Source organism: Apibacter sp. wkB309 (assembly GCF_002964915.1).
Lineage (GTDB): Bacteria > Bacteroidota > Bacteroidia > Flavobacteriales > Weeksellaceae > Apibacter.
The window spans coordinates 325,220-340,669 of the sequence record NZ_PSZL01000002.1 but is presented as its reverse complement, the minus strand read 5'-3'; the positions used below and the strand labels follow the sequence as shown (position 1 = coordinate 340,669).

General features: G+C 30.9%; 13 protein-coding genes and 1 rRNA gene. 9 read left to right on the top strand and 5 right to left on the bottom strand.

The annotated features are described in order from the left end of the window. Positions 1–56 precede the first annotated feature (56 nt). From rrf to hemL, 6 genes are all read left to right on the top strand, one after another. Positions 57–164: ribosomal RNA gene (rrf, locus tag C4S75_RS03210) — 5S ribosomal RNA — on the top strand. Between the two features lie 645 nt (positions 165–809). Further along, positions 810–2,312: a peptide MFS transporter gene (locus C4S75_RS03205; RefSeq protein ID WP_105296882.1), complete on the top strand. Its 1,503-nt coding sequence runs from the start codon at positions 810–812 to the stop codon at positions 2,310–2,312. 36 nt (positions 2,313–2,348) lie between these two features. Further along, a complete protein-coding gene (locus tag C4S75_RS03200; RefSeq protein ID WP_105296881.1) occupies positions 2,349–3,737 on the top strand; it encodes a peptide MFS transporter in 1,389 nt (462 codons plus the stop codon). A gap of 140 nt (positions 3,738–3,877) precedes the next feature. After that, complete coding sequence (locus C4S75_RS03195) at positions 3,878–4,783, top strand: 1-aminocyclopropane-1-carboxylate deaminase/D-cysteine desulfhydrase (RefSeq protein WP_105296880.1); 906 nt, start codon at positions 3,878–3,880, stop codon at positions 4,781–4,783. Continuing rightward, positions 4,780–5,865 (top strand): glucosaminidase domain-containing protein, encoded by a 1,086-nt coding sequence (locus tag C4S75_RS03190; RefSeq protein ID WP_105296879.1) that lies wholly within the window; start codon positions 4,780–4,782, stop codon positions 5,863–5,865. Before C4S75_RS03195 ends, C4S75_RS03190 begins: the two co-directional genes overlap by 4 nt. Positions 5,866–5,879: 14 nt before the next feature. After that, entirely contained in the window at positions 5,880–7,166 is a 1,287-nt protein-coding gene (hemL, locus tag C4S75_RS03185; protein WP_105296878.1) for a glutamate-1-semialdehyde 2,1-aminomutase, read from the top strand. A gap of 61 nt (positions 7,167–7,227) precedes the next feature. Here hemL and C4S75_RS03180 read toward each other — a convergent pair whose 3' ends face one another. Both C4S75_RS03180 and C4S75_RS03175 read right to left on the bottom strand, forming a co-directional pair. Next, entirely contained in the window at positions 7,228–7,545 is a 318-nt protein-coding gene (locus tag C4S75_RS03180; RefSeq protein ID WP_105296877.1) for a DUF4286 family protein, read from the bottom strand. A 12-nt stretch (positions 7,546–7,557) separates the two neighbouring features. After that, a complete protein-coding gene (locus C4S75_RS03175; protein ID WP_105296876.1) occupies positions 7,558–8,985 on the bottom strand; it encodes a nicotinate-nucleotide adenylyltransferase in 1,428 nt (475 codons plus the stop codon). Between the two features lie 34 nt (positions 8,986–9,019). On the opposite strand from C4S75_RS03175, the gene C4S75_RS03170 reads away from it, so the two are divergent. Together C4S75_RS03170 and pta are read left to right on the top strand one after the other, a co-directional pair. Next, positions 9,020–9,793, top strand: a complete 774-nt coding sequence (locus tag C4S75_RS03170; protein ID WP_105296875.1) for an MBL fold metallo-hydrolase — start codon at positions 9,020–9,022, stop codon at positions 9,791–9,793. Positions 9,794–9,934: 141 nt separating this feature from the next. Beyond that, a complete protein-coding gene (gene pta, locus C4S75_RS03165; protein WP_105296874.1) occupies positions 9,935–12,028 on the top strand; it encodes a phosphate acetyltransferase in 2,094 nt (697 codons plus the stop codon). A 59-nt stretch (positions 12,029–12,087) separates the two neighbouring features. Here the strand turns inward: pta and C4S75_RS03160 are convergent, their stop codons facing one another. Together C4S75_RS03160 and C4S75_RS03155 are read right to left on the bottom strand one after the other, a co-directional pair. Next, entirely contained in the window at positions 12,088–12,951 is an 864-nt protein-coding gene (locus tag C4S75_RS03160; protein ID WP_105296873.1) for an MBL fold metallo-hydrolase, read from the bottom strand. Positions 12,952–12,991: 40 nt separating this feature from the next. Then, positions 12,992–13,492: a DUF456 domain-containing protein gene (locus C4S75_RS03155; RefSeq protein WP_105296872.1), complete on the bottom strand. Its 501-nt coding sequence runs from the start codon at positions 13,490–13,492 to the stop codon at positions 12,992–12,994. A 95-nt stretch (positions 13,493–13,587) separates the two neighbouring features. On the opposite strand from C4S75_RS03155, the gene C4S75_RS03150 reads away from it, so the two are divergent. Then, entirely contained in the window at positions 13,588–14,799 is a 1,212-nt protein-coding gene (locus C4S75_RS03150) for a mechanosensitive ion channel family protein (protein WP_105296871.1), read from the top strand. On the opposite strand, the gene C4S75_RS03145 is transcribed toward C4S75_RS03150, so the two are convergent. Then, positions 14,796–15,404: a TetR/AcrR family transcriptional regulator gene (locus C4S75_RS03145; protein ID WP_105296870.1), complete on the bottom strand. Its 609-nt coding sequence runs from the start codon at positions 15,402–15,404 to the stop codon at positions 14,796–14,798. The genes C4S75_RS03150 and C4S75_RS03145 overlap by 4 nt on opposite strands. Between the last annotated feature and the right edge of the window lie 46 nt (positions 15,405–15,450).

The following is a 15,450-nucleotide window of genomic DNA, read 5'->3' as shown; positions in this document are numbered from 1 at the left end:
TTAATATAATTGGCCGTAAGCGTTTACAAATTTATATAAAATCCCATTAAGATATTTAGGGTGGTTATAGCGGTAGGGCTCACCTGTTCCCATTTCGAACACAGAAGTTAAGCCTACTTGCGCTGATGGTACTGCAAACGCGGGAGAGTAGGTAGCCGCCGGTTTTTTAAAAAAGAAAGCTTTGTATAGGTAATATACAAGGCTTTTTTTGTTTTTGTTTGGAGTGGTTTGGTATACTCATCGACGTTATTAAAAACAATCTCAATCCCGATAAGGACCTTCTTATTTAAAAATAGTAAATCTAAATAGTTTTTGAAATCATAAATTAATGAAATAGGTTTTATTGATTCTATTTCTTTTGTAACTAATTTTTCGATGTTTTTTTTAGCTTATAGTATTTAAATTTCATAATACAATAACTACTACTTAAAAGTAATTATCTAATGAATTAAATAATTAATAATAAATTAATCTGATTAGAAAATTATTTTACGTGATAGTTCGTAGTAAATATTTATACCAATTAGTTTAATAAATCATTAAAAAAATACGTCTTTATATTTATTGTTAGTAATTATAGCTTAAAATTATTTCATTATTAAGTAAAAAAAATTTAAGATAATAAAATAAATAAGCTCTATTTTTTATTCAAAAATTATATTATTTTTAAGATTATTGCTTATACTTCTATTTGATTTTAGGAATTTTTAGTATTTTTGATAGTAAAAAATCAATTAAAAAATATAAATAATTGATTTTTAAGCATTTATGAATTTAAAACGATTAATACTACTAACAGTGATAATAATATGAATGACAATATCCAAAAAAATAAAGAACTTACTTTAGAAGAAATTCATAATTTTCGCGGAAAATATCCAAAACAGCTAATATATCTATTTTTGATTGAAATGTGGGAACGTTTCTGCTTCTACGGTATGAGAGGAGTTCTTACAATTTTTATGGTCGGTCAATTAGGAGTTACTGATAAAGATTCTAACCTTAAATACGGAGCAATACAAGCATTTATTTATGCTTTTACTTTTATTGGGGGGATATTGGCAGATAAAATATTAGGATTTAAAAAATCTCTTTTCATTGGAGGTTTAACCATGGTTTTAGGTAATTTAATTATCGCTTATTCTCCACATGATTTTTTTTATTTTGGAATAACATTATCAATAATTGGAACCGGGTTTTTTAAGCCTAACATTTCCACAATGGTTGGAGATTTATACAGTGAAAAAGATCCACGAAGAGATGCAGGATTCGGGCTTTTTTATTCGGGTATAAATTTAGGAGCCTTGTTTGGTGGGGTTTTATGTGTTTATTTAGGAAAATATCATTCCTGGAATTTATGCTTTTTAGCCGCAGCGATAGTAATGCTAATAGGTATTTTAATCTTCCTAGCAACCAAAAAATATTTAGGTCCTATTGGTGACTCACCATTGATAGATATGAAACCTTCAACCAGGAGAACACGTGAGATGTTTGTGTACTTAGGAGTATTGTTATGCGTACCTATTATTTATGCCATGATACATAATACTCGATATACCGATTATTTTATGTATACCATTGGTCCGTTGGCAATAGCTTTGTTTATTATAGAACTTATTAAAATAAAAAGCGCACAAATAAGAAAAAAACTTGTTGCAGCGATGATTTTAATTATTTTTTCAATACTTTTTTTTGCATTTTTTGAACAAAGTGGAGGAGCTCTGGCTATTTTTGCCGAAGGAAACCTAAGTCATAAATTACTGTTTTTTAATATTGACCCCAATATTGTAAATAATAGCTCCAATGCTTTATTTGTAATAATCTTAAGTCCTTTGTTTGGATTATTATGGCTATGGTTGGCAAAAATAAAATTAGAACCCAATACGGTAATAAAATTTGGATTGGGATTTTTATTTCTTTCCGGCTCTTTTTATATTTTATATAGTACAAGATATTTTGCCGATTCCAACGGAATGACATCTTTAAATATCTTTACTATAGCCTATTTGGTTATGACGTTCGCAGAACTTTGTTTATCTCCGGTAGGCTTATCTATAGTTACCAAATTATCTCCCAAAAATTTATCAGGAATGATGATGGGAATGTGGTTCTTAGCCAGTTCTTATGCACAATATGTAGCAGGTCTTTTAGGGGCAGAAATGTCTTCTCCGGATGAAAATGCATCTTTAGTAACTAAATTATATTCATATACTACAGGATTCGGACAATTGGCCAATTATGCATTAATTACCGGTATTGCTTTAATTCTATTTTCTCCTTTGATAAGGAAATTAATGCAAGAAGTTAAATAATAATAATAATAAGTAAAACTAAGTATAAATTATATTATGACAGAAACTCAAGTTAAAAAAGGGCATCCTAAAGGGTTATACCTACTGTTTTTAACAGAAATGTGGGAACGATTTTCGTATTATGGGATGAGAGGAATTTTAATACTATATCTTACAAAATCTTATTTAGAAGGAGGTTTAGGTATAGATGCTCAAACAGCCAGCTTAATATATGGTTTCTTTACGGGGTTTGTTTATTTTACTCCATTAATTGGAGGATGGTTGGCAGATAAATATTTAGGGCAAAGACATTCCATTACAATAGGAGGAATTATAATGATGTGTGGGCAACTGGCATTATTTTCATTAAATACCCAAAGTGGACTGTATGTAGGGTTATTCCTTCTAATTATAGGAAATGGATTTTTTAAACCCAATATATCAACTTTGGTAGGTGGTTTATATGCAGATGGCGATCCTAAAAGAGACTCAGCATTTTCTATTTTTTATATGGGCATAAATTTAGGAGCATTGATTGCTCCCATTATTGTAGGAATATTAACCGATGATATTTTCTCTACAAGAGATGCCGCAGGAAAAATAATATCATATGGGTATAAATATGGTTTCCTTGCAGCTGCAGTCGGAATGTTTTTTGGACAAATTACCTATAATACGTTGGCGAAAAAATATTTAGGAGATCTAGGGTTGAAACCTCAAGGAAAAGTCACCAAAAACGATACGAATAGTGATGTTGATCCAAACGTTCCACTAACTAAGAATGAAAAACAAAGAGTTGCTGTTATATTTATTTATTTCTTTTTTGCTATTTTCTTTTTTGCAGGATTTGAGCAAGCCGGTTCATCTTTATCATTGTATACAGATAAATTTATCGACAGAAATGTAAACTTGCCTTTTATTGGAGAATACAATATACCCACTTCATTATTCCAATCGGTAAATCCATTTTTTATAGTAGTTTTAGCTCCAATCTTTGCATATTTTTGGAATACTAAATTAGGGCAGAAACTAACAACTCCGTTAAAAATGGGATTAGGAATGATAATTTTAGGAGTTGGATTTTTCTTTATGTTAGGAGCAGTTGCAGAACGAGGGGGCGATATAGCCGATGTTACCATTAAAGCGAGTATATGGTGGTTAATTTTAACGTATCTTGTTCATACCATAGGGGAATTATGTTTATCGCCTGTCGGACTTTCCGTAGTAACAAAATTGGCACCTCCTAAATTAGCATCTCTATTAATGGGAGTATGGCTAATGGCATCCTTTATTGCGAATATAGTAGGAGGCTTTTTAGCTTCTACAGTCGAAACATTAGGAGCAGGTAAAATATTTTTATATATTTCATTATTTGTAATCATTTGTGGAGTATTGATGATCGCATTAAATAAAGTACTAGTAAAAATGATGCATGGAGTAAGATAAGATTAAAAATAATTAAAAAATTATATCACTAAAGCATATTCTTTATTTAAATTAGTATAAATGAATATGCTTTAGTTGTTTATGGAATGTTTATTAAATCATTAGATATATTCATATAAAAATAAATTCATGAAAATAAAATGAATGTACCTATACAAACTTTTCAATTTCCGGGCTTACAAACAGATCAAGTTCTTCATATAAAGAGAGAAGATCTGATTCATCCCGTCATTTCAGGAAATAAATTTTGGAAATTAAAATATAATATTCAAAAAGCTAAAGAATTAGGAAAGAAAATATTGGTAACTTTTGGCGGAGCAATGTCTAACCATATTGTAGCCTGTGCGGCAGCAGCTAATGAGAATGGTTTCCAATCTATAGGTATAATTCGAGGAGAAGAAATTGTTGATAAATGGAAAGATAATTTAACACTAACAGAAGCTTCCGCTTATGGCATGGAATTTATTTTTGTACCTAGGCATGAATATAGATTAAAAGAACAGTCGAGTTATATACAGAATATACTTAATACCATTCCTAATCATTATTTAGTACCTGAGGGCGGAACAAATTCATTGGCTGTAAAAGGAGCAGCAGAAATACTATCAGAAAAAACCTCTTCTTATGACATAATTACTTCTGCAATGGGTACCGGAGGAACTGTTTCGGGATTATCTGTAGGAGCACTTCCTCACCAACAAATAATCGGATTTCCGGTATTAAAAAACGCTCATTTTTTAGTTAAAGAATTATTAAAACATACTAACAAAGAAAATTTTATAGTAAATTTGGAGTACCACTTTGGAGGATACGCTAAAATTACGACCGAATTAATCGATTTTATTAACGAATTTTATTATCTCAATCATATTCCCCTTGATCCTATATATACAGGAAAAATGATGTTCGGATTAAGAGACATGATAAAAAAGGGGCAAATCCATAAGGACAAAAAAATTTTAGCAATACACACAGGAGGTTTACAAGGAATTAAAGAAATGAATAAGTACTTAAAGAAGAAAAATAAACCTATAATTGTAACATGAAAAAATTTGGAATATTTCTAATAGCGATAGTTTTAGGAAATTTCATTCTGGCTCAAGAATCTGTAAAAAAAGATGAATTATACATTCAAACTTATGCTAAAATTGCGGTAGAAGAAATGGAAATGTATCAAATTCCTGCAAGTATTACCTTAGCACAAGGAATTTTAGAAACAGGTAACGGGCAGAGTATTTTAGCACAGGTAGGAAATAATCATTTTGGCATTAAATGTAAAAATGATTGGACCGGAGGGAGAATGTATCATGATGATGATGCCAGAGGAGAATGTTTTAGAAAATATACCTCTGCAAAAGAATCTTACAGAGACCATTCTTTATTTTTAGCAGAAAGACCCTATTATAAAAAACTGTTTCAATTAGATAGAAAAGATTATAAAGCATGGGCACATGGTTTAAGAAAAGCAGGATATGCTACTAATCCCAAGTACGCATATATGTTAATCAATTTAATTGAAAGATATAAATTATACCAGTTTGATTCTTTAACCTCTGATAATGTAGATAAAAAGTTAGCAGAGTTATATCCGGATACATATAAATCCAATAATAGTATTGAAAAGGTAGATGAATCATCAATTTTGTTGGCAGATGCTAATACAAAAACAGTAAAAATTGATATTCCCCAAAAAACAACTCCGGTTAAAGTAACGGATAAAAAAGTAGAAAATGTAAAGAAAATTGCTGTCGTTAAAACCAATAATTTTGAATTCCCTAGCTCTAGAATTAGAATTCATCCCAATGGAAAAGTAAGATATATTATATTAAGGAAAGGAGATACGTTGGAAGATATTTCAAAAGCCTATCACATCTCATTAAATCAATTAAAATCTTATAATGATTTACTCTTTCAAGATAGTTTAGTAATTAACCAAAAAATCTTTTTAGATCCTAAAAAGAAAAAAGGAATCAACAAAGAACATATTGTAAAGGAAGGAGAGAAAATGTACGATATAGCCCAAGAAAATGGTATTTCTTTAATTGAATTATACAAAAGAAATTTAATGTTTCCGGGAGATGAGCCTAAACAAGGAGATAGAATTTTATTAAAAGGGAGAAAAAGTTAAAATAGGGTTGGTAGATGTTATTTAAAAGAAGTAAGGCTTTATTTCAAGAGGCACAACAATATATACCCGGAGGAGTAAATTCGCCCGTAAGAGCATTTAAATCTGTCGGAGGAGTTCCTGTTTTTATGAAATCGGCAAAAGGGGCATATCTTACAGATGAAGACGGAAACACATATATAGATTATATAAACTCATGGGGCCCTATGATTCTAGGTCATAATCATCCCCAAGTAGTAGAAGCAGTAAAAGAGCAAATGAAAAATGGGTTTTCATTTGGAACTCCTACGGAATTAGAAACAGAAATTGCTAAATTGATTACCTCTTCTGTGCCTTCTATTGATAAAATAAGAATGGTTAATTCAGGTACGGAAGCCTGTATGTCTGCAATTCGATTAGCAAGAGGTTTTACATCAAGAAATAAATTTATTAAGTTTGAAGGGTGCTATCATGGACATTCCGACTCCTTTCTTATAAAAGCCGGAAGTGGTGCTGTTACCTTTGGAAATCCTAATAGTCCGGGGGTAACGGAAGGAACGGCAAAGGATACTTTGTTGGCTAAATATAACGATATCGAATCTGTAAAATCTGTTTTCGAAAAGAATAAGGGCGAAATTGCAGCAGTTATACTAGAACCTATAGCAGGTAATATGGGATGTATATCTCCTAAAGGAGATTTTCTTGTTAAGTTAAAGCAACTATGTGAAGAGAATCAGTCATTACTGATTTTTGACGAAGTCATGACAGGTTTTCGAGCAAAGATGGGGGGAGCTCAAGAGTTTTTTAACATTCAGGCAGATATAGTAACTTATGGTAAAATTATTGGAGGTGGAATGCCCGTCGGAGCATTTGCCGCTCGAAAGGAAATAATGGATTGTTTATCTCCGGTTGGTAAGGTTTATCAAGCGGGAACTTTATCCGGAAATCCAATTGCTATGAGGGCCGGATATACAACCTTATCCCTACTGAAAGATGATTTAGATATTTTCCATAGAATTACACAAACTACAAAAATCCTATCCGATGAATTAAGAACTATTTTTAAAAACGCCGGTATACCCATATGTATTAATCAATGTTCATCGATGATGACCGTATTTTTTGGTATATCAGAAGTTTCAAACTTTGATGATGCAACAAAAGCTGATCATGAAATGTTTAACAAATATTTTCATTATCTACTAAACCACGGAATATATTTGCCGCCTTCAGGTTATGAAACATGGTTTATTTCTGATTGTATAAAAGATATTGAAATTGAAAAAACATTGGATTATACAAAAAAATTTATATCATCTCTTTGATTGGAAAATAATAAATTACTTTGTATAGTGTATTTTCTTTTTATATAGAAGAAATGGTATATTAAAATTCGAAACTTTCAAGTAGCTCTAATTCAGTTTTAAAGGACAAAACTCGGGTTCCAAACTTATGAAATAATAATTGAGCAAATCGATCGGAATGGTTTTTATAATAGTCTTCTAAATCTTTTTTGTTAGCGGCATAATATTGGAGAGAATAGGTACTTCCTGATTCATCCGGATGAGAAATAACTTTTGAAAATATAACCTTAGTAAATATTTGAATTTCATACATTTCAGGGATTAAAGTATTTTTAACCCAATCGATCCATTCCTTTTCTAAAGGATATTCAACGTGAAAACTTTCTGAATATATAATCATTTCATTAAAACATTAATTAATAGCATAATCCACTGAGTATCCGAACATACCCTTTTCTTTAATCATATCGGCGACTTCATTGGGCATATTAATTTCCCAACCGTTTTTACCGGAAGCAATCTGAGTAAGAATTTGCTTTCCATAAATTCTGAGATAGGATTCATTATAATCTTTAATATCTACAATTCTCTTATTTTTTTTGAAATATTTGTATAAATCTTTAAGGCTTTCATTAACTTTTAAATTTTCAGAATTGAGAAACTGTCCTGTTTCTTGATCAACATAAGGATAAAGATAAATTCGCATATGCTGCTTAAACAGCTTTCCAAAAGCTTCCATAATACCACCGCTTAAGTGGTTATAATATCCTTCTTTAAAAATGTCCAATAAATTATTAACGCCCATTGAAATACCGATTCGTTCCGTAGTAAATCTGCTGAAATAATCTACTAAACGATAATATTCGGAAAAATTAGAAATTAAAACAGTATATCCTAATTTTCCTAAAACATCCGCCCGATCTAGAAAATCTTGTTCATTGATCTCTCCGGAAGCAAGCAGGTTAGATAAAGTAATTTCAAATAGTACCTTAGTATTTTCTTTATTTACCTTTTTTTCATTCATAAACATTTTCAATCCTTGATTACACATATCAATGTTTACATGGGTAACCGGACGGAAACTTCCTCTTAAAGCGAAAATATTTTTATTATATAATTCATCCGCGGGAAGAACATTTTTTCCGTTAGGCTCAAAAACAGCTGCATCCGCCATTCCGTTTTTAACTAACTGTAAGCTCATTAAACGATTGTCCACAGCAGCATAATCCGGTCCGCTGAAATTAATCATATCAATTTCAATCTGATCGGTGCTGAGTTCATCATAAAGAGATGAAATTATTTTTTTGGGATTATCGCTGTAAAAAAAAGAACCATAGATTAAATTTACTCCTAAAATGCCTAAGGTTTCCTGTTGTAATTTAGTGTCGTTTTCATGGAAACGAACATGTAAAATAATTTCATTATACGGTTCTAATTCGTGTAATTGAAATCGGATTCCAACCCAACCATGCCCTTTAAAAGTTTTATTAAAATTGATGGTAGTAACTGTGTTGGCATAAGAAAAAAATTTTCTGCCTGAACAATTGCTTCTATCGATTCGTTCCTCAATTAATTCAATTTCATGGTCAAGCATTTTATGCAATCGTGCTTGAGAAACATATCTATTATCCGGTTCTTTTCCATAAATAGAATCACTTACTTCTTTATCATAGGCAGAAATTGCTTTGGCAATAGTTTTAGAAGCTGCGCCCGCTCTAAAAAAATAGCGTACGGTTTCCTGACCTGCTCCTATTTCAGAAAAAGTCCCATAAATGTCTTTGTTTAAATTAATCTGAAGAGCTTTTTGCCTAGGGGTTAGTACTTGTTTATGAGAGAGCATATTTTCAACTTTTGTTCGTAAATTTACAAAAATTATGGTACTACAAAAAAGTAATATAACATTCTTAGGGACAGGAACTTCTCAAGGAATTCCGGTAATAGGTTCAAATGATCCGGTATGTAAGTCTCAAGATGTAAAAGATAAAAGATTACGGACTTCTGCACTGGTTCAATATAAAGGATTGGATTTATTAATTGACTGCGGTCCTGATTTCAGACAGCAAATGTTGCGAGAAAATAAATCCAATGTAGATGCCGTATTAATAACGCATGAACACACAGACCATATTGGAGGATTAGATGATTTACGTCCCATCAATTTTTTGAAAGGACATGATATTCCTATTTTTGGAAAGGAAAGGGTATTAGAAGATATAAAAAGAAGATTTTCTTATGCTTTTGCAGAAGTGAAATATCCGGGTGCTCCCGGTTTTGAATTACATTCAGTGAATGGTGATATCTCTTTTCAAAATGTTTCTATTCAGTCCATACATATTTTACACGGTAAGTTGCCCATTTTAGGATATAAAATAGGGGGATTATCATATATCACTGATGCTTCCTCCATTTCTGAAGAAGAAATAGAAAAAATTAAATTTTCAGAAGTATTAGTTATCAATGCTTTAAGAAAGGAAGCTCATGCTTCCCATTTTACTTTGTTTGATGCATTGGAAATCATTGAGAAAGTTAAGCCTAAAAAGGCTTATTTAACACACATCAGCTATCAATTAGGGTTTCATGAAGAGGTGGAAAAAACATTGCCTAATCATGTTTTTTTAGCTTATGACGGATTGAAAGTTGAATTTTAATAAGAATGCATATTTTTTTACTAAAAATCATATTTTATAATAAATAAATGACATTATTTAGATATATTTTAATTTATAAATTTAATTAAATGTATATTCCTCAATTTTGTACTTTTGCAATACTTACAATTATAATATTAAATGAACAATAGATCAGTATATGTAGCGGCTACATGTCCTTATAGCGGAAAATCTTTAATTAGCTTGGGGATATTGCAAATGGTAATGAGAAGAACACCGAATATTGGTTATTTTCGTCCTATTATTGATGATTTAGATGATGGGATAAAAGATAACCATATTGAAACTATGATTTCTTATTTTAATCTTAATCAGAGTTATGAAGATGCGTACGCTTTTACTAAAAGTGAAATTATTGATCTTCAAAATAGTGGCAGATTAAATGAGGCATACGATAGTATTATTCAAAAGTATAAAGCATTAGAAGATAGATTTGACTTTGTACTAATTGATGGTACTGATATATCAGCAGGAAGTACTTCATTAGAATATGATTTAAATGTTATCATTGCTAAATCATTAAATATTCCGGTTGTTCTTGTTGTAAAAGATTCATTTAAAAATTCACACGATTTAGCTAAAAATATAAGTCTGGAATTAAACAATTTTTTAAAGAAGGATAATAAAGTTATTGCGGTAATTGTTAATAAATGTGATAAAGATATAGAAGAAGTTATTACTAAAAGTAAGAAACGCATTGGTGATTCCGTTTTATTATCTATAATTCCTAACGATAAACCTTTAAGCTTTCCTACACTAAAAGAAGTGGCTGATGTTTTAGGAGCTAAAGTACTTCATGGAAGTGAAAATTTAAATCGATCCATCACTAAGTTTATGATTGGAGGTATGTTACTATCTCAATTCATTAACTATGTTGAAGAAGATTGCGTTGTAATACTTCCCGGTGATCGATCCGATTTAATCGTTGGAACTTTACTTTCCAACTTATCTAATTTTAAAAGAATTTCAGGAATAATACTAACTGCAGGAATAGGTCCTGATGCTTCAATTATGAAAATGATTGATGGATCGAGTGTAAACATGCCTATTATGCTTGTTGATATGGGAACATTTGAAGCAGCAACAGCTATTGATAATATTAAATCAACAATTTATCCTGAAAACACGGCAAAAATTAAACGTAATATTGACCTGTTTGAACAATATGTAGATGTGCCGGAGCTTGATAAGAGGATTTCTTCATTTAAAATTGAAGGAATTACCCCAAGAATGTTCCAGTATAATTTATTGAAAGAAGCAAAAGCAGCCCACAAACATATAGTTTTACCGGAAGGAGGAGATGAGAGAATTCTACGCGCCGCTTCCATGTTAGCGGATGATGAAATTGTAAAAATCACAATTTTAGGTAAACCGGATGAAATAATACAAAAAGTTAACCAACTGGGACTAAGTTGGAATACGGATCTGATTTCTGTTTTAGATAATACAGAAAACGATAAGTTAAATGATTATGTTGATACCTTATATGAACTTAGAAAAGATAAGGGTATGGAACATGCTCAGGCTAAAGATTTAATGTTGGATGCCTCCTATTTTGGGACCATGATGGTGTATAAAGGAGATGCAGATGGAATGGTGTCGGGAGCTCAAAATACTACTGCTCACACAATACGTCCTGCATTACAATTTGTTAAAACAAAACCGGGAATTAAAACCGTTTCTTCCGTATTTTTCATGCTCTTGCAAGATAGGGTACTAGTTTACGGTGATTGTGCGATTGTTCCTAATCCTACTTACGAACAGTTGGCAGATATAGCAATTTCTGCTGCAGGAACTGCAAAAGAATTTGGAATTGAGCCGAAAATAGCCATGCTTTCTTATTCATCCGGATATTCAGGAGCGGGAGTAGATGTGGATAAAGTTAGAAAAGCAACAGAGCTGGTAAAATCTTTGCGTCCTGACTTATTAATTGAAGGACCGATTCAATATGATGCGGCGGTAGTTCCAAGTGTAGGTAGCAGTAAAATGCCGGGATCTTTAGTTGCAGGAAAGGCAAATGTATTGATTTTCCCGGATTTAAATACCGGTAATAATACATACAAAGCAGTGCAAAGGGAATCCGGAGGACTAGCGCTGGGGCCTGTACTTCAAGGATTGAGAAAACCAATCAATGATTTAAGTAGAGGCGCAAAAATAGAAGATATTTACAATACGGTTGTAATTACAGCTATACAAGCAGCCAACGACAATTAAAATAGATAGTATTTAAAGAAGTAAAAAACTCTATCATTGATTACGATTGATAGAGTTTTTTATTTTCCAAAAATATCCAGAAAGCTAAACGTTTGATCGAGCCTGATTCCTTTTTCTGTTTTTTTAACTGTACACAGTTCATGAACGGCATCATGTTCAAAAAAGAAAAAATAATTTTGAGATTCGGCAAGATTTAAAATTTGTTCCTTTTCGGGTATAGTGAGTAGGGGGCGGGTATCATATCCCGCAATATAAGGAATTGGAATATGTCCGATAGTAGGTAACAAATCAGCAGCATAAATTATTGTTTTTCCCTCATAAATTATTACGGGTAACATTTGCTTATCTGTATGTCCATTAACAAAATATATATCAAAGCCTAAGGGTGAATTTTTTAGAAAATTATCTTTAGGAATGGATACATATTGTAATTGACCACTTTCTTTAATGGGAAGAATGTTTTCTTTTAAAAAAGAGGCTTTTTCTCTTAAATTAGGTTGGACGGCCCAATTCCAATGATCTTCATTGCTCCAATAAATAGCATTTTTGAATGTTGGTTTATAACCCGTTTTGCTTTTATTCCATTTGATGGCGCCCCCGCAATGATCTAAATGTAAATGAGTAAGAAAAACATCAGTAATATCATCACAGGTAAAGCCATATCGAGCTAAGGATTTTTCTAAAGAAAAATCGCCCCATAAATAATAATATCCAAAAAATTTTTTATTTTGTTTGTTTCCAATACCCGTATCAATTAATATTAGTCTTTTGCCATCTTCAATAAGAAGACATCTCATAGCTAAATCGACCAAATTATTAGAATCTGCAGGATGTGTTTTTTGCCAGATAGATTTAGGTACAATGCCGAACATAGCACCTCCATCGAGTTTAAAATTTCCGGTTTCAATCGGATATAATTTCATAAAGTATTGTATTTGATACTTTAAATATAAAGTTTATTTATCAATTAACGCTAAAATAAGTAAAGGTGAGATGGATAATAAAAATGGTCATCATGATTCCGCATATAATTATATTAACTCCCATACAAAGAAAATAACTCAGCAAAGCACCCAAAGAGGCTTTTAAAGCCCCTCTTTTATTCATAAAATCATAAATCAATTCTCCAACAAAGGCTCCTAAAAAAGGTCCGTACAGAAAACCATAGGGTACGATAAAACCTATTAATGTTCCAATAGTAGCTCCGATAGCACCGTATTTGGAACCTCCGAATTTTTTAACAGTAAGAATAGGCATAAAATAGTTAATGACCATTCCTAGTATGGTTAAAATCGCACAAAAAGAAATCCACCACCAACTTAGATTTTCGCCAAGAGGGCATAACTTATAAACTAATAAACCTATAAATGCTATAGGTGTTCCCGGTAATGCAGGTAAAACAGAGCCTATAATTCCAATAAGTATGAGAATAAATATTAAAATTATCCAAATTAAGTCAGGCATAAAATATGATACATTAAAAGTAACTATAAAGATACTTAATAAATTATAAACTTTTCTCTTTATCTCTAATAAATTGATATAAACTTAGCGGATTAATGAATGAGGCAAATACATTAAGGCAAAAAAACCAAAATACGATAATCGATCAGTTGGATCGATATATTTCGAATCATTTTCCCGATGAAGTGGTTTTAATCACTCAAATTGCAAGTAAAGTTTTAATAATACTGGTTATTTTTTTGATTTTAGATTTTTTACAGCGTAAAGTATTATTAAAAATCGTATTGAAAATTGTTCCCAATACAAAAAATATATGGATGAATACTTTTATTGAGAAAAATGTATTTACCAGTTTCTTTCGTCTCTTACCTTTGGGAATATGTTATTTATTAGTGCCTGTTATTTTTTACCCTCATCCTCAGAGTTTCCATATTTTAGATTTAGCATTCAGTATATTTTTAATAACGTTTATTGCTAAATTTCTAATTAGTGTTATCAATTCCTATGCTCAAGTAAAAAATAGAGACAGAAGCTATGTTACCGTTGGATTAAATACATTTTTGGAACTTCTTAAAATGTTAATTATAGTATTATCCAGCTTTATTATTATTTCGATTGTATTTGATTTAACAAGCTCTAATATTATTACCTTTATAGGGGCTACCATGGCTGTTATAATTCTGGTATTCAAAGATCCTATATTAGGATTTGTGGCAGGAGTTAATATTTCGAACTCCAAACAATTAAAATCGGGCGACTACATTTCTATCTCCAAATATAATTTAGAAGGAAGCATTGTGGACATTAATTTAATTACCACTAAAATTTTAAATAAAGACAAAACTGTGTCTACCATACCCACTTATGATTTGATATCCACAGAAGTTAGAAACTATGACCCTATGAAAACTTCACATACTCGAAGAATAAAAAGGTCAATTGTTTTCAATAGCCAATCCATTGAGTTTTTAGGAAAAAAAGAGTTTGAAGAGCTGAAAAATAGTAGCCTTCTCAAAGAATATTTTACCACTATTACATTGGATGAAGGCGTAAGTCATACGAATATGGGAATATTTAGAAAGTATGTACAAGTTTATCTTAAAAAAAACTTGCGCATATCTCAAATGGATACAATTTTGATAAGGCTTTTGGATCCAACGATTTATGGGGTTCCTTTAGAGGTTTATTGCTTTACCAATACTTCGGATTTGAATGAATATGAAGAAGTTCAAGCAGAGGTCTTTGAGCATATCATTTCCATTTCATCTTTTTTCGGACTTAAAACAGTTTCGGTAATTCCTTCTTAATTTTTAGAAATATATTTTTCAAGTTCTTTACAACCTTTTTTGGTAGCAATTGAACGTATTAATAACTCTATAAAATATTTTTTCACAACGTTATCATTTACGTTAACTTCTGAAAGTTTATCATCAATGGCTATAATCTTTTCAATCAGGTAAAAATATTCAACCGTTAATTTTTTATTGATTTTAGATCTGTATAATCCATCCTCAATGCCTAAAATAATATTTGTTTTAATTAACGTTTTTAAGGAATTGTTTTGTAAAGAAATCATTTCGGTATAAATATCCGGGTAGAAATTTTTTAGTTGAAATAAGGTTTGGTTTTCTTTAAAAAAAATAAAATGGCTGCTGTCTTCAAGAATAATAAATTTTTGTTGAATGATATTCGGGCAATTTTTAATTTTATTTTCAAGTTCTTGAATAGCAGCGGTAATGCATTTACTGAATGTATTTTTTATTAAATCTTCTTTGCTGGAAAAATGTTCATAGATAGTTTTTTTGGACATGCATAAATCTTTACTGATCATGTCCATGGTGACCACTTTAACTCCTATTTGAGTAAACAGCTCAATTGATTTATTAATAATTTGATCTTTAATTACATCCATAATGTTAATGCTATTCAAACAAAAATAATAAAAATAGAGTAAAATA

Bases quoted from the DNA above. Each gene is read 5' to 3' on its own strand.
- C4S75_RS03195 (WP_105296880.1), top strand. From the start codon at position 3,878: ATGAATGTACCTATACAAACTTTTCAATTTCCGGGCTTACAAACAGAT.
- C4S75_RS03170 (WP_105296875.1), top strand. From the start codon at position 9,020: ATGGTACTACAAAAAAGTAATATAACATTCTTAGGGACAGGAACTTCT.
- C4S75_RS03150 (WP_105296871.1), top strand. From the start codon at position 13,588: ATGAATGAGGCAAATACATTAAGGCAAAAAAACCAAAATACGATAATC.
- pta (WP_105296874.1), top strand. From the start codon at position 9,935: ATGAACAATAGATCAGTATATGTAGCGGCTACATGTCCTTATAGCGGA.
- C4S75_RS03155 (WP_105296872.1), bottom strand. From the start codon at position 13,492: ATGCCTGACTTAATTTGGATAATTTTAATATTTATTCTCATACTTATT.
- C4S75_RS03175 (WP_105296876.1), bottom strand. From the start codon at position 8,985: ATGCTCTCTCATAAACAAGTACTAACCCCTAGGCAAAAAGCTCTTCAG.
- hemL (WP_105296878.1), top strand. From the start codon at position 5,880: ATGTTATTTAAAAGAAGTAAGGCTTTATTTCAAGAGGCACAACAATAT.
- C4S75_RS03200 (WP_105296881.1), top strand. From the start codon at position 2,349: ATGACAGAAACTCAAGTTAAAAAAGGGCATCCTAAAGGGTTATACCTA.
- C4S75_RS03190 (WP_105296879.1), top strand. From the start codon at position 4,780: ATGAAAAAATTTGGAATATTTCTAATAGCGATAGTTTTAGGAAATTTC.
- C4S75_RS03145 (WP_105296870.1), bottom strand. From the start codon at position 15,404: ATGGATGTAATTAAAGATCAAATTATTAATAAATCAATTGAGCTGTTT.
- C4S75_RS03180 (WP_105296877.1), bottom strand. From the start codon at position 7,545: ATGATTATATATTCAGAAAGTTTTCACGTTGAATATCCTTTAGAAAAG.
- C4S75_RS03160 (WP_105296873.1), bottom strand. From the start codon at position 12,951: ATGAAATTATATCCGATTGAAACCGGAAATTTTAAACTCGATGGAGGT.
- C4S75_RS03205 (WP_105296882.1), top strand. From the start codon at position 810: ATGAATGACAATATCCAAAAAAATAAAGAACTTACTTTAGAAGAAATT.